Source organism: Thalassospira sp. UBA4513, assembly GCF_002388495.1.
Taxonomy (GTDB): domain Bacteria; phylum Pseudomonadota; class Alphaproteobacteria; order Rhodospirillales; family Thalassospiraceae; genus Thalassospira; species Thalassospira tepidiphila.
Map to the genome: position 1 here is coordinate 74061 of NZ_DGMR01000024.1, position 14844 is coordinate 88904.

11 protein-coding genes are annotated in these 14844 nt (G+C 55.1%); 4 read left to right on the plus strand and 7 right to left on the minus strand.

Features of this window, described 5'->3' with window-relative positions:
* Positions 1-106: 106 nt before the first annotated feature.
* Both B2T33_RS10005 and B2T33_RS10010 read right to left on the minus strand, forming a co-directional pair.
* The gene (locus B2T33_RS10005; RefSeq protein WP_286791910.1) at positions 107-1000 is read right to left on the minus strand and encodes a LysR family transcriptional regulator; all 894 of its coding nucleotides are present in this window, start codon (positions 998-1000) and stop codon (positions 107-109) included.
* Between the two features lie 307 nt (positions 1001-1307).
* A complete protein-coding gene (locus B2T33_RS10010) occupies positions 1308-3032 on the minus strand; it encodes an OFA family MFS transporter (protein ID WP_286791911.1) in 1725 nt (574 codons plus the stop codon).
* Positions 3033-3442: 410 nt separating this feature from the next.
* Between B2T33_RS10010 and B2T33_RS10015 the strand changes: the two genes are divergently transcribed.
* Entirely contained in the window at positions 3443-4021 is a 579-nt protein-coding gene (locus tag B2T33_RS10015) for a GNAT family N-acetyltransferase (RefSeq protein ID WP_252723954.1), read from the plus strand.
* On the opposite strand, the gene B2T33_RS10020 is transcribed toward B2T33_RS10015, so the two are convergent.
* The 4 genes from B2T33_RS10020 to B2T33_RS10035 all read right to left on the minus strand — a co-directional run bounded on the left by B2T33_RS10020 (position 3990) and on the right by B2T33_RS10035 (position 9102).
* Complete coding sequence (locus tag B2T33_RS10020) at positions 3990-6005, minus strand: sensor histidine kinase (RefSeq protein WP_286791912.1); 2016 nt, start codon at positions 6003-6005, stop codon at positions 3990-3992. The genes B2T33_RS10015 and B2T33_RS10020 overlap by 32 nt on opposite strands.
* On the minus strand, positions 6002-7435 hold the full coding sequence (locus B2T33_RS10025; RefSeq protein WP_197145451.1) for a sigma-54-dependent transcriptional regulator: 1434 nt from the start codon (positions 7433-7435) through the stop codon (positions 6002-6004). The genes B2T33_RS10020 and B2T33_RS10025 overlap by 4 nt, the downstream gene beginning before the upstream one ends.
* Positions 7436-7572: 137 nt before the next feature.
* On the minus strand, positions 7573-8331 hold the full coding sequence (locus B2T33_RS10030; protein ID WP_197145452.1) for an SDR family oxidoreductase: 759 nt from the start codon (positions 8329-8331) through the stop codon (positions 7573-7575).
* A gap of 36 nt (positions 8332-8367) precedes the next feature.
* Positions 8368-9102 (minus strand): TSUP family transporter, encoded by a 735-nt coding sequence (locus tag B2T33_RS10035; protein WP_197145453.1) that lies wholly within the window; start codon positions 9100-9102, stop codon positions 8368-8370.
* Between the two features lie 196 nt (positions 9103-9298).
* Here B2T33_RS10035 and B2T33_RS10040 point away from each other — a divergent pair, with 196 nt between their 5' ends.
* A complete protein-coding gene (locus B2T33_RS10040; protein WP_286791913.1) occupies positions 9299-10618 on the plus strand; it encodes an aminotransferase class III-fold pyridoxal phosphate-dependent enzyme in 1320 nt (439 codons plus the stop codon).
* Positions 10619-10686: 68 nt separating this feature from the next.
* Here the strand turns inward: B2T33_RS10040 and B2T33_RS10045 are convergent, their stop codons facing one another.
* Positions 10687-12201 carry a PLP-dependent aminotransferase family protein gene (locus tag B2T33_RS10045; protein WP_286791914.1) on the minus strand — a complete coding sequence of 505 codons (1515 nt, stop codon included), beginning with the start codon at positions 12199-12201 and terminating at the stop codon, positions 10687-10689.
* Positions 12202-12435: 234 nt separating this feature from the next.
* Here B2T33_RS10045 and B2T33_RS10050 point away from each other — a divergent pair, with 234 nt between their 5' ends.
* The gene (locus B2T33_RS10050; protein WP_286791915.1) at positions 12436-13578 is read left to right on the plus strand and encodes a substrate-binding domain-containing protein; all 1143 of its coding nucleotides are present in this window, start codon (positions 12436-12438) and stop codon (positions 13576-13578) included.
* 158 nt (positions 13579-13736) lie between these two features.
* Positions 13737-14834 (plus strand): ABC transporter ATP-binding protein, encoded by a 1098-nt coding sequence (locus B2T33_RS10055; protein WP_120225340.1) that lies wholly within the window; start codon positions 13737-13739, stop codon positions 14832-14834.
* Positions 14835-14844 lie beyond the last annotated feature (10 nt).

The following is a 14844-nucleotide window of genomic DNA, read 5'->3' on the forward strand; positions in this document are numbered from 1 at the left end:
CCTCTCTCTCAAGCATGTTATCAAATTCTTGTTTATTATGAACATTGTCGGGCATTGTCCCGACCTGTTCAATAAAGCCATCCCGTTACGCGATAGCGAAAACCTATCAAGCGGTTTGCAGCTCCGATATTCGGGCGGCTTCTTTCAAAAGTGCCGAAACCACAGGGGTCGCAGGTTCGCGTTTTGCCGCGATCAGGCCAACCGTGTGTGTCGCATCCGGTTCAATGATCGGGATTGATTTGACCCGATCGCGCATCCCGAAACTTTCGACCATTTTTTCCGGCATGATGCTGGCCCAGTTGCCGGTTTGCACATGGGTGAACAGCGCAATCATGGAATCGCTTTCAAGCGTCGCGCTTACTTTTGCGCCAACAGCATCAAGATGCTGATCAATGATGCGGCGGTTTTGCATATCAGGCGTCAGCAGGCAAAGCGGCAGTTTGGCGGCTTCGCGCCAGGTGATTGTGTCACGCCCGGTCAGATCATCCATGTTGGACGTCACCAGATGATAGCGTTCCCGATATAGTGGAATGGCGGTGACACGCCCCAGGGGTTCGTTATCAAGATAGGTAATCCCGGCATCAATGCGAAGATCATCAAGCAATGCCTGAATTTCAACCGAGGTTCGCGACAGGATGGCAAAGCTGACATCGGGGTGCTTTTCGCGAAACGGCGTGGTCAGTTCATGGACCATCGCAAGGGCGGTCGGAATGACGGCAATTTGCACCTGCCCGGTCAGGCCAAAGCGCATGGCGCGCATTTCATCGCGCATGGATCGGGTACTGCCGACAATATGGCGCGCCCATTCCAGAACCCGTTCGCCTTCTGGTGTCAGCCCTTGATAGCGCGACCCGCGTTTGACCAGCACGACGCCAAGGTGATCTTCAAGCTGGCGCAAGGCGCTTGAAAGGGTTGGCTGGGTCACGCCGCAATGTTCGGCAGCATGGCCAAAATGCTGCTCGCGGGCGAGAACCATAAACATTTCGAGTTTATCAATCATGGCGTATCCGGCATCGCAAGGCGGATGCTTTTTATAGCTGTGATCGCGATCCTGTTTTCGGGTCGCGGTATTATTGACTGAACACTCTACGTCGCGGGGAAGTGTTCTGGTTGCAGGATAACCGATTACCCCTTCGGGCATAAAGGTTATTCCTGCAACAGAACGCAGATCCGGGCCGGATGAACAGAGCCCGGATCTGCCCCTGACGCTTTGGCATGATGTCCCACTCATGCCCGGTTTTGCTGGAAAGTGGAACCGGCAAAACGGGCGCTGGCCATGGGTATGTTGGCCAGCGCCCTTGGTCAGGTTAGGCCTTGGACGGAGCCTCGCTTCCGCCAGCTTGCTGCGTTTCCATGTGATGCTTTTCATGGATCGGGCTGACCAGTTTGTTGGCAACCAGCGCAATCGCAAGCAGTGCTGCCATGGCATACATGGTGGTGTTATAGAGGCTCGAGGTCGGATCGACCGTCCCTGCCGGGGCGATTTCCATCAGACGCCCGATGGTCACCGTTTTGGCCGCAACCAGTTGGTCAAGCTGGGCAATGCCGGCACCGAACTTTTCCTGGAAGGCAGCCGGATCCACCTTTGAGGCCAGATCCTTGATCGAACTTGTGACCGAGGCCTGACGCAACTGGGTGATGGCAAGCGGACCAAGAACACCGGCTGTGCTCCATGCGGTCAGAAGACGACCGTGGATGCCACCGACATATTTGGTGCCAAAGATATCGGCAAGATAGGCCGGAATGGTTGCAAAGCCACCGCCATACATCGTGAAGATGATCATGGTTGCGGCATAGAACATGACAAGCCATGTCACAGCCGGGTTGATGCTGACCTGTTCTGCGGCAAACGGGATCGACAGATAAAGCGCGATGCCCAGAATGAAGAAGCAGTAATAGGTGTTCTTGCGCCCGATATAATCCGACATCGACGCCCAGAAGAAACGACCGCACATGTTAAAGACCGAAATCATGAACACATAGGTCGCCGCAAAGGCAGAGTTCACAACCAGCGGCAAGGTCGTGCCAAAGATTTCGGTCATCATGGTTTTGGCAACGCCAATCACCCCGATGCCCGCCGTCACGTTAAAGCACAGCACAATCCACAGCAGATAGAATTGCGGGGTTTTAAGCGCCTGATCGATATGAACGTTGGCATGCGTGATCATGCGTTTGGATGCGGCATCGGCAGTCGGCGGCGTCCAGCCAGCCGGAAGCCAGCCTTCGCGCGGCACGCGATAGGAAAATGCCGCAATGACCATCACGATGAAATAAGCAACACCAAGCGTAAAGAAGGTCGCAGCCGCACCGGTGTTACCGGTTCCGACAACATAAACGCCCTCTTCGATCGGCACCGGGGCCGAGGCAACCTGTGCGGCACCTGCGACCACGACTTCAACCATCTGGCCACCCACTTCGGCCATGCGTTTGCCGCCCTCGGTAACAAGGTTTACGGCACTTTCCGGGCCAAGATAATCAGGAACTTTGTAAAACGCCGACAGCAGGCCTTCCTTGATCGGGGTTGCGATCATCGCACCGCCGCCAAAGCCCATGATCGCCATGCCGGTCGCCATACCACGGCGGTCCGGGAACCAGCGAATAAGCGTTGATACCGGCGATACATAGCCAAGACCAAGACCACAGCCGCCAAGCGCGCCATAGCCGAGATACACCAGCCAAAGCTGATGGGTCATGATGCCAAGGCCACCGATGATGAAACCACCACCCCAACAAAAGGCGGCAACGACGCCGACCATACGCGGGCCGACTTCTTCAAGCCATTTGCCGCCAAATGCCGCCGCAAGGCCAAGGAAGACGATGGCAACAGAGAAAATCCAGACAACGGATTGCAGACCCCAGTCGCCGGAGCTTGCGCTGACCACGCCAAATTCCTTGATCAGTGGCGGGTTGAAGATGCTCCAGGCATAGACGGAGCCAATACACAAATGAATAGCAATGGATGCTGGTGGCACTTTCCAGCGATTGAAATCGTCACCAGCGACGATGTGTTCTTTTTTGAGCTTGTCAAACATAGCGATGTTGTCCTCCCGGTCTTTGGATTTTCCTTGCCCTTCCCCGTCGCACAATTGGTCATGGTGCAGGGCAAACACGGTTAAATCCGGAACTCTCAACATCGCAATCGCCATGCCATTGCATAACAAGCGCCGTTTTCTGTCATTCTTCCAAACTGAAATGGACTGCTGCAGCGCACACGCATGGACAAAATGTCCACATCTTTTTTCGCGCATAACGTGCAAATGGACAAAATGTCCACTCGCAACCGCAGCAATTTCAATGCGATGCCCCAACGCGCGTTCCGGGTTTGGACAGGATTTTGGGGGATTGAAAAATCACGCTGCGATAACCCTTTTCATTGCGCGTACCGCTTTAGTAAGAAAGGGCGATGAGCCTGTTACCATCCGCTTACCCGCGAAGGACGCATATGAGCGACATCATCACAGACAGATTGATCATCAGACCCTTTGTTGAAGCTGATGCCGCAGAACTATTCGAGTACATTTCCAACCCGCGCGTAAACTGCTTTATGGATGACAAAGTCACAACGCTGGAACAAGCGAAGGCAAAGGCCCGGAAACGTGCAAAGGATAAGACGTATCTTGCGGTCTGCCTGAAAGAAACAGGAGCCTTAATTGGTGAGCTGTTGCTTCATCACGATGGCCCGGAACAAGCAGACACCTATTCCGTCGGCTGGAACTTCAACGAAAAGGTTGAAGGCAAGGGATATGCCAGTGAAAGCGCACAAGCCTTGTTTGAGCATCTGTTCACACAGCGCGACGCAAGAAGGCTTTATGCCTATGTCGAGGACAACAATTTCAAATCGCAGAAGCTTTGCGAAAAACTTGGCATGCGCAAAGAGGCTTGCTTTGAGGAGTTTATTTCGTTTGTTAACAACCCGGACGGCACACCCAAATACGAAAATACTTTTTTTGTATGCCATTCTGAAAAAAGAATGGCTGCAATAACCCGTGCTACTCATCAGCTTCGGGCAGCCAGATCATGAATGTGGTGCCCTTTCCGGGTTTGCTTTCCACTTCAAGCCCGCCACCCTGTCGATCAATCAGGGTCTTCGTAATCGACAGACCAAGCCCCGTCCCTTCGCGCCGTTTGGTGGTATAGAACGGATCAAAGATACGGTTCAGCACCTCGGCATCCATACCCGATCCGGTATCGCGCACCGTGATCAGAATACCCGGCAGGCCATCGCGGTCCTGATCAATATCGGTCAGGGTCAGTGTCCCGCGCTCGGACATGGCATGCAGGGCATTGACCATCAGATTGACCAGAACCTGTTGCAACTCGGTCCGGTTCATCAGAACCAGCCGGGTTGAATGATGTTCGCGCACAACATTGATATCGGCCCGGCTAAGCAGATGGGCGACCAGCGGCATGCAATCGTCTATCACCTCGGCCACGCTGTGGCGTTCGACATATCCGGCATATTCTTCGGGCTTGGCGAATTGCAGGAGCTTGGTGACGATCAGATTGATGCGATTAACCTGTTCATCAATCAGGCGGAATTCGGTATCGCCCAATTTGGCATGTTCGCCCAACAAATCACGGAGAACATCCAGGTTGCCCTGAAGCACGGCCACCGGATTATTGATTTCATGCGCGACACCGGCGGTGATTTCACCAATGGCCGCAAGCTTTTCGGACATGATCAATTGCCGGGTGGTGGCTTCGAGCTGGCGATTGGCTTCGCGCAGCTCGCTGGTGCGGGCATCAACCCGTTCGTTCAGCTGATCGTTCCAGGCGCGCAGGCGTTTATCGCGTTCCTGCACCTGATCGAGAAGGTCATCAAGATGGTCAGCGACAAGGGCGATCTCGTCCTGCACCTGATCAATATTGGTTCTGGCCGACAGATCGCCGTTTTCGACCCGACCAATGGTATTGGCCATGCGTTCAAGCGGTTTGAAAATACCCCGTGCCCAGCGCAGGAAGATCGGCACAGACAGGGCTGCGACAAACAAAAACGCCCCGATCAGGATCAGCAGGCTTTCATATTTGGTCTGGGCAAACGGGGCTTCAAGAAACCCGACATAAAGCATACCAACCCGTTTGCCATAGCTGTCCTTGATCGGCTCATAAGCCGAGATATACCAGTCATTGACCACAAAGGCGCGATCAAGCCAGACTTGGCCATCTTCAAGAACAGTTTTGCGCACCGCACTGGAAACCCGCGTACCAAGGGCGCGACGATCGGCAAACAGGCGGACATTGGTGCTGACCCGCACATCATCAAGGAAAAGGGTCGCCGTCCCCTGACTGCCTTCGGGCAGGCTGCTTTGGCGATAGACAAGATCGTTGATCGTATCGATGAAAGCCAAATTCTGGTTGAGCAAAATACCCCCGACCAAGGCCGCATTTTGCCCGTTTGGCAATTCGACATGACTTGCCGAATGCACAACCATGCCCCGCGTTTCGGCATTGCGTGTCGAGGGCACGGCATTGGGCGTATCAATCAGATCGAGATGGGCGCGTTCGGCCAGATCGGGCGAAATCGCCGCCAAGTCATTGTTGCTGAAAATATCAATGCTGGTCATCGATTGCCCGCGCAAGGCACTGGCAATCACCGGCCAGTCGGCATTGGGTTGGTCTGAACCTGTGCCACCCGGCGCGGGTGACAGATAAAGGAAATCAAGGCCAAGCTTGCTTTGGCGTTCCGCAAGCAGCCCGTCGACCTCTGCAGCATCACCGTTGGCAAGCACTTCGCGAAAGGCAACCGATTGGCCAAGTGCCTGGATTTGTTCGCCGGTATTTTCAAGGATATGCGTGAAGTACTGATGGGCAATCGTCAGATCGCCACTGACCTTTGATGTTAGCAGTGCGTCGAATTTGGTATTCCACCGCACCATCATCACGCCAAGCAACAATGGCAAGATCACAAGCGTTGGCAAAAGCGCAATCGCCAGCAATTTGAAACGAACGGATCTTGTTCTTTTGGCGGGGGGCTTGGTGGCGCCCGACAATGACGCGTCGGTCATTCCTGTTCCCAGCTTGCGCATTTTCGATCAATGGTCTTGCGCGATACCCCCAACCGTCTGGCGGCTTCGTTGCGATTGCCACTGGTCTTGTGCAACATCGCCAGAATGTGACGACGTTCCATCTCGTCCAATGTTTCATCACGGTCAACCGGCGATCCCTGATCGGCAAGTTCATCGCGGAATTCCTCCGGGAACTTGCCAAGAATAAGTGTCCGTTCAATCAGGTTGCGCAATTCACGCACATTACCCGGCCAGTCATACCGTGTCAGTCCGGCGCGCACAGCCGCATCCATGGGCACAGCACGCACGCCAAGCTGCTTGGACAGTTTGGTCATAAACAGCTCCGCCAGTTCAAGGACATCATCCCCGCGGGCCGAAAGCGGTGGCATTTCGATATGCATGACATTGATGCGATAAAACAGATCAGCGCGGAAACGTCCGGCGTCGACTTCGGCCTCAAGATCGGCATTGGTGGCAAAGATAAAGCGCAAATCAACAGGTGCTTCGCGTTCTGAGCCTACCGGGCGGACACGGCGGCTCTCAATTGCGCGCAAAAGCTTGCTTTGGGTCGCCAACGACAACTCACCGACTTCGTCCAGAAACAGTGTTCCGCCCTGCGCATGCATGAAAAGCCCATCGCGTGCGGATTGCGCGCCGGTAAAGGCCCCTTTGACGTGACCAAACAATTCCGCCTCGATCATCTCAGACGGAATGGCGGCACAGTTAATCGGCACAAACGGCTTTTCAGCGCGATCAGAAAGCGCATGCAACGAACGTGCGGTGACTTCCTTTCCCGTGCCACTTTCCCCCGAAATCAGAATGGATGTCGGAAGGGGTGCCACGCGGGCGATGGTTTCACGGATTTCCTGAATTTGCGGCGAATAGCCTATCAGCTTGTCACGCAGCAACACGTGATCGGACGTGGCGCGCAATTCGTGGCGCAGCACATGGTTTTCACGGCGCAACCGCATGCGATCCAGACAGCGCGCCACCGCGTTCAAAATCTGGTTGGAGCGAAATGGCTTCAGGACAAAGTCGACCGCACCGGCACGCAGCGCCTTGATCGCGGTATCAAGATCGGCATAGGCCGTCATCAGGATGGCGTCAGAGAAAAAGCCGATTTCGCGCTGTTCGGTCAGCCATTCCACCCCGCTTTTGCCGGGCATGATGTTATCAAGGATGACGACATCAAAATGGTGCTGATCAAGAAGGGCTGTGGCTTCTTCGCAGTCGGCGGCTTCTTCGACGCGTTTGGCACGTGGCCCCAAGGTACGGACAAGGAAATTGCGCATGCCCGGTTCGTCATCGACGATCAGGATGGATGCCTTTTCAAGCCACGGCCCAAATTCGGGCCCCGGCCCGCCATGGCTTGCGTCATTGCCGGCAGGCGGCGCTGCCCCATCTGACGCGCCCAGAACGGTCGATCTCATGATGTCCCTCCGATGAAACATGCTTTTTGTTTTTTTAAAAGCTTAGTTCAGCGGAAAGAGAAAAGCAAAACCGTTGGTGAGGGTTAGCTCATTCTGACACAGAAGTTACCTTCACCAACGAATGTGCAAAATACGGGTCAAGCCTGCTTGCGATGAATGGCAAATGGCGACCAGCTTTGGCTGACCGGCATGACTTCCAGCGAGTTGACATTCACATGCGCTGGCAAGTTCGCCACCCAGAAGATGCTTTCGGCGATGTCTTCGGGCTGGATCGGATCGGCACCACTGTAAAGCTTGTCATAGGCTTCCTTGTTGCCGCCGGTACGGACCAGCGTGAATTCGCTTTCACAAAGCCCCGGCTCGATCGAGGTGACGCGAACACCCGTTCCCGCAAGGTCACAGCGAATACCCAGTGAGAATTGCTGAACGAACGCCTTGGTCGCGCCATAGACATTCCCGCCCGGATAAGGCCAGTTCGATGCGATGGAGGCCAGATTAACAATCGCCCCTTTTCGTTCGATCAGCTTATCAAGCAGGATACGGGTAATGGCGACCAGCCCCTTGGTATTGGTATCAATCATCGTCATCCAGTCTGACAGATTGCATTCCTGTGCCGGACCGGTGCCAAGCGCCAAACCGGCATTGTTAACCAGAAGATCGATCTCGGCGAAGTCGGCCGGAAGGCTGTTAATTGCGTTCCGGGTTGCATCAGCATCCTGAATATCAAAGCAAAGTGCATGGGCAACCGATGCCCCACCGAGTTCATCGACAAGCGCGTCAAGCCGTTCGGCACGCCTGCCGGTTACGATGACTTTCCAGCCTTCCTTGACAAAACGCCGGGCCGTTGCCGCGCCAAAGCCAGAAGTTGCGCCGGTAATGAGTGCTGTTTTGGTCATGGGGAACTCCGGTGGTGTGAGTAGATGGTAAATGTCTTACAGACCAAGTGCGATGGTCTGCGCGAAACCGATAATGGCAATAAGAACGAGGCTGATGGCACAAACACGCCGCCAGGTGGTTGCCGACATGCGCCGATAGATCATCTCGCCGGGGAAATAGGCGATCATGGCAATCACCAGCAGCGGCAAGACAAGTGCGATGAAATCATCGGGCAACATGCCCGCGGCCGCCCGGGTGATAAATCCCAGCACATCGACCGCGCCGAAATAAATCGCAAGCGTGTTGCGCACCCGGACATCTTGCGTGCCACCGGCCAAAAGCCAGGCCGCAACCAACGGGCCGCCAACGGCAAATCCCGACATCAGAATACCGACCGAACAGGCCAGCAGTGCCCCGATAACAAAATGTCCCATCCATTTTGGCGGATGGTGCAACATGGCAACCAGTGCCGCCACCGCAATTGCAAGGTTGGTGGCAATCCGGATGGTCTGATCATCCAGTGCAAAGGCGACATACGGGCCAAGCACCGCCCCGAAAAGTCCAAAACTCAGCAGGATCGAACAGGCCCGCCAGTCGACCTTGGCCCGATCAAAATCACGCAGGATCAAGCCGGTCAGTACAATATCAATGATCAGGATGATTGGCGTTGCCGTTGCCGGGGCCAGCAAGCTTGAAAGACCAAGTGCTGCCAGCAATGCAAAGCCAAATCCGGTGACGCCACGAAACAGGGCGGCAACCGCGACAACCATACCAGACAAGATCAGTTCCATGGAATTCCTCGTTGTTACAGACCTGAATTACGCCACTGATGGCGTCGACAATAGAGCCACATCGTCCCTTTTGATGGAGCCACATAGCGATCTGGACCCAAATATTATCGAGTTCTGGCACTAACGCCATGCGAGGGGACGGGTTTAGCTAGCAGCATAATATTTCCGCCCCACACTCTTGCCGACAGGAGCCAGCATGAACGTGTCCGTCAAGCCGAACATGACCAACCATTGGATGCCTTTCACCAACAACCGTCTGTTTCATGAAGAACCGCAGATGTTTGCCAAGGCAGAAGGTGTGAAATACTGGACCCCGGAAGGCCGTGAAATTCTGGATGGTTCGTCGGGTCTGTTTTGCTGTGCGGCCGGGCATGGACGCCCGGAAATCGCCGATGCGGTTTATAAACAGCTGAGCACGCTGGATTATTCACCGCATTTCCAGCGCGCGGCCCCCGTGTCGTTTGAATTTGCCGAAAAGCTGGCCGGTATCCTGCCAGACGGGCTTGATCGTGTGTTCTTTGCCGGATCAGGTTCCGAGGCGGTTGATACCGCAATGAAGATGTGCCTCGCCTATCACCGTGCGACCGGCAATGCGCAGCGCACCCGTTTTGTATCGCGGGCATGGGGCTATCACGGGGTGAACCTTGGCGGTACGTCGCTTGCAGGCATGGTCAATAACCGTCGTGATTTTTCCGGGATTACCTGTGATGTCGTGCATATGCGTCACACATGGACCGAAGAACAAAAATTCACCCGCGGCCAGCCGGAAACCGATGCCGATCTGGCCAACGATCTTGAAGAAATCTGCAAGACCTATGGCGGCGATACGATTGCTGCGGTCTTTGTCGAACCGATTGCCGGATCGATTGGCACCATCGTGCCGCCCAAAGGCTATCTCGAAAAGCTTCGCGCGATTTGCGACAAATACGGCATCCTGCTGGTATTTGATGAAGTGATTACCGGTTTTGGCCGAACAGGTTCTGCTTTCGCCTCCCAGGCATTCGCAGTCAAGCCGGACCTGATCACCATGGCCAAGGCACTGACCAACGGCGCTATTCCCATGAGTGCCGTTGCCACCAGTGCCGAAATTCAGGCGGCTGTCTTTGACGCCGCCGGCGATGCGGACCGCCCGGAATTCTTCCATGGCTATACCTATTCCGCCCATCCGGTGGCCTGTGCCGCCGGGATCGCAGCCCTTGATATCTATGCCAAGGACAAACTGTTTGAACGTGCCAACGAATTGTCTTCGCACTTCCTTGATGGTGTGTTTGGCCTGCGCAACCTGCCCCATGTCAGCGATCTTCGCGGCTATGGCATGATGTCGGGTATCCAACTGACCCCCGGTGATGCGCCGGGTGCAAAAGGCAGTTGGGCACAGCGTGCACTGTTTGACGAAGGCCTGCACGTCAAGGCGACCGGCGATGCGATCATTTTCGCGCCCGCCTTCGTCAGCACCGAACAGGATATCGACGATATGGTAGCCATCCTGCAGAAGGTACTTGGTTCGCCGATCTAATCTGCTTTGCCGGGCACAGATGCCGATCTCGGGGGAGTGGGGTCGGGATGAAGGGATCGCCATGCAGTTTACTGTGCGGCGGTCCCTTTCCTGTTTTCAGCAATCACCGCCATGATGGCATTGCGCAACTGAGTGATGCCGGGCGCAATCTGATCGCGCTCAATCACGGCAAACCCCAGTCTGAGGCGATCACGCGGTGCGCGGTCGGGATCACAATAATGCACATCGCCCGGCTCGACCAAAACCCCGCGTTTAGCGGCTTCGCGATGGACGGCCCAAGCATCGATATTGTCGGGCAGTTTAACCCAAACTGCTGACCCGCCCGTGGTCGGGGTGACATTCAATTCGGGTAGTTGCCGGGAAATTTCGTTTTGCATCAATTGCCACTTTTCCGACAGGCGATCACGCGTCCGGCGCAGGTGTGAGTCCAGATGACCTTCGCCGATGAACAACGCCATGGCGCGCTGATCCTGCGCGGATGGGTGGCGGTAATTCAGGCGACGCAGCGCACGCAATTCCTTGATCAGTTCACTGTCGGCAAGGATGTAACCAATCCGCAAGCCGGGGAACATCAGCTTGGTCAGACTGCCGATATAGATGATATGGCCGGAATTATCGTAGCTTTTAAGGGCCGCGCGCTGATGACCAAGGTAATTCAGCTCATGCTCGTAATCATCTTCAACCAGGATGAAGTCATCCTTGCGCGCCCGTTCAACAAGCTGAAGACGGCGATCCAGTGACATGGTCACACTGGTGGGGCATTGGTGCGATGGCGTGGTGTAGACCATATCGCAGTTCGACAGCACGGATGAGTTGGCAAGACCGTCGCTATCAATCGGAAGCGGGCAGATTTCAGCCCCCGTGGAGGCAAAGATATTGCGCGCATCCACATAGCCCGGGTCTTCGACGCCAACTGTCCTGCCCCGCCCTGCCAGAAGCTGCCCGACAAGAAACAGCGCGTTTTGCGCACCGATGGTAATCAGCAACTGTTCCGGATGGGCGCGCAAACCGCGATGGGGCAGAATGCGAGTAATGATCTGCTCGAGAAGTTGCGGGTCATCCATATCGACCTGATCACCAACCCAGCTTTGCGAATGGGCAAGCGACCCGGCCAGCCGCATGGAATCGCGCCAGCGCGAAATGGTGGTTTTGTCAGGTGAGACCTGTCCGTAAATGAACGGATAGGGAAAATCGCGCCAGTTGGCCGGTTTGACGATGTTACGCGCCTCGGTCGGGCGGAACTGCAAATGGCGTCGCCACAAATCAGGATCGCGTTCCTTGGTAAACAGCGAAGCGGTGCGCGTATCCACACTCAGGCGCAGTTGCTGGCGAATATATTGCTCATTGACGAAATGCCCGCGCCGCCAGACGGCTGTCAGATATCCATCATCGAGCAGGCGTTGATAAACCAGCACCACCGTATTGCGTGACACCTTAAGGGCGGACGCCAGATCGCGGGTCGACGGCAAGGGTTCATGCGACGGCAACCGACCTTCAAGAATCGCATCGACGAGGCCCTGATGCAGCTGTTGCTGCAGGGTTTGACCAGCAATTGCCGGATCCTCAAGTCGAATGTCGAGCATCGGTTATGCCCCTTTTATTCGGCACTGCAGCACGTTAACCGGCGTGGCACCATAGTTTTTGCCTTGTGGCTCTATTACTAGAGTAACCGGCAGATATACCATTTTGTCAATGCGATAAAGCAGGAACAAGAACCGCGATCATAATGCGGTCGGTTCAGGGAAGTTATGTCCACCAGGGAGGCGCATGGTGCGCCGCACATAAGGGAAAAATCCCGGCTATCAGGAGACATACGGATGACCAAGTTCACTTCCGGCCCGAAACTTAACCGGCGCACACTTCTTAAAGGTTCGCTTGCCGCCGGTTCGGCACTTGCAATGCCTGCAATTATCAGCAGAAAAGCACTCGCATCCTCTGGCGAAATCAACATTCTGATGTGGTCTGATTATCTGCCAGAGACGTTCCTCAAATCGTTTACCGATGCAACGGGCATCAAGGTGAACTACACCGGCATCGGCTCGAACGAGGAAATCATCAACAAGATGAAGGCTTCCAAAGGTCGCGGTTTTGATATCGTATCGCCGACCAACAACCGTGCCCTTCAGTGGAAGGCACTGGAACTGCTTCAACCGTTTGACATGTCCAAAGTCGCCATTGAGGCCGTGAACCCGGCAATGGCCAAGATCGGCAGCACCGATTGGGCGTTTGAGGCTGGCTCCACCTATTGGCTGCCACATATCTGGGGCACCGAAGGCATGGCGTGGCGTACCGATATGTTCCAGCCAGAAGGCATGTTCCCGTCCTACGGCGATGTCTGGTCCGAAGCCAATGCCGGCAAAACCATGGGCCGCGCGCATTCCATGATGCTGGGTGCAGGTCTTTACATGGAAACCACGGGCAAACTGGCCCCGGGTTCGGTCTGGAAGGCCTACACCTCCGAAGAAGAAATGCGCCCGGTCTGGGAAAAGATCACCGAATGGTGCATTGCGCGTAAAGGCAACATCAAACTGATCTGGAACGATGCCGACACCCAGAAGAACGGTCTTCTGAACGAAGGCGTCATTGTTGGCCAGACCTGGGATGGCCCGCCGCTTGCACTTAAAACGGCTGGCGAACCGGTCATGTATCGTGCCCCGAAAGAAGGTGCGCTGGCATGGGTCGATGGCCTTGCCCTGCCGACCGGTGCCGAAAACATCGAACAGGCTTATGAGTTCATCAAATATGCCTACATGCCGGAACTGGCAGGTGAGGCAATTGACCATCACGGTTACAACTCCCCGGTTCTGGGTGCCGACAAGTTCGCTGGCGAAGCCTATGCCAAGAACTTTGCCGATGCCTATCCGGGCGAAGCATTGGCCAACCTCAACCCTTGGCCGTCCGAACCACAGTGGTATGCCGACATGCGTACTGAATATGTGAACCGCTTCGAAAGCGCCTGATTCCGATCTTTGGGGCGGCACGACTTTGCGCGTGTCGCCCTTTTTGGGTTTCCAGGGATATGATCCTAGGGCCGATCCATTTCAAACAACAATAATTCCGGTATCGCCTGTGTTTACGGGCGGACGGGCTTTGACGTTTTCAGGGGGTTGTCAGTTCTATGACCAAAGAAATTTCGCTTGAGCATGTCTGGGTAGAGTTCGGCGAATTCACCGCTGTCCATAAAGCAAATCTGAACATCGCGGGTGGCGAGTTCTTTTCATTTCTCGGCCCATCAGGTTGTGGCAAGACAACGCTTTTGCGCTGCATTTCCGGTTTTCAGGAACCGACACGCGGCAAGGTTAAAATCGGTGGTCAGGACATGCGTGGCGTTGGCCCGAACAAACGCCCCACCGCCCTTATTTTCCAGAACCTTGCCCTTTTCCCGCTTCGCTCGGTCGCTGATAACATCGCCTTCCCGCTTGAAGTGCGCGGTGTCGACAAGAAAACCCGGCGCAAACGTGCCGATGAATTGCTTGAACTGATTGCTCTGCCCGGTCAGGGCGACAAAAAAGTCAGCGAACTTTCCGGTGGTCAGAAACAACGTGTGGCGATTGCCCGCGCCCTTGCGGTTGAGCCTGACATTCTTCTTCTTGATGAACCGTTATCGGCCCTTGATCTTAAACTGCGTCAACACATGCGCACCGAATTGCGCGCCATTCAAAAACAAGTCGGTTTGACCTTTATCTACATCACCCACGATCAGGGTGAGGCACTGACCATGTCAGACCGCATTGCCGTGATGAACAAGGGCAAGATCGAACAGATCGGCGATGGCAAGGCGATCTATGATCACCCGACGACAAGCTTTGTCGCGTCATTTGTCGGTGAAAACAATGTGCTTGATGGCACGGTTTTGTCCAACGACGGCAAGGTGATGAAAATCGATGCGGGTCTTGGCACCCCCTTTACGGTCGAAAACCATCCGGCGGGCGGCCCTGCCTTGGCGCCCGGGGATGCGTGTCATCTGTTCGTGCGTCCCGAAGCGCTTCGGCTTTCGAAAGACGATAGTGCAATCAATCAGTTCGAAACCAACTTCGTTACCGAAGAGTTCGAAGGCAATATGCGCCATATCGTGATGAATGCGAGTGGCACGGACCTTAAGCTTTCGCTGATCAATGATGGCACCAACGCGATTGATGCCAATACCCCGGTCAAACTCGATTTCGCACCGGAAATGGGCATTGCGCTCAAACCGGGCGAATTGGCCAGCGCGTAAGGGGGCCCGT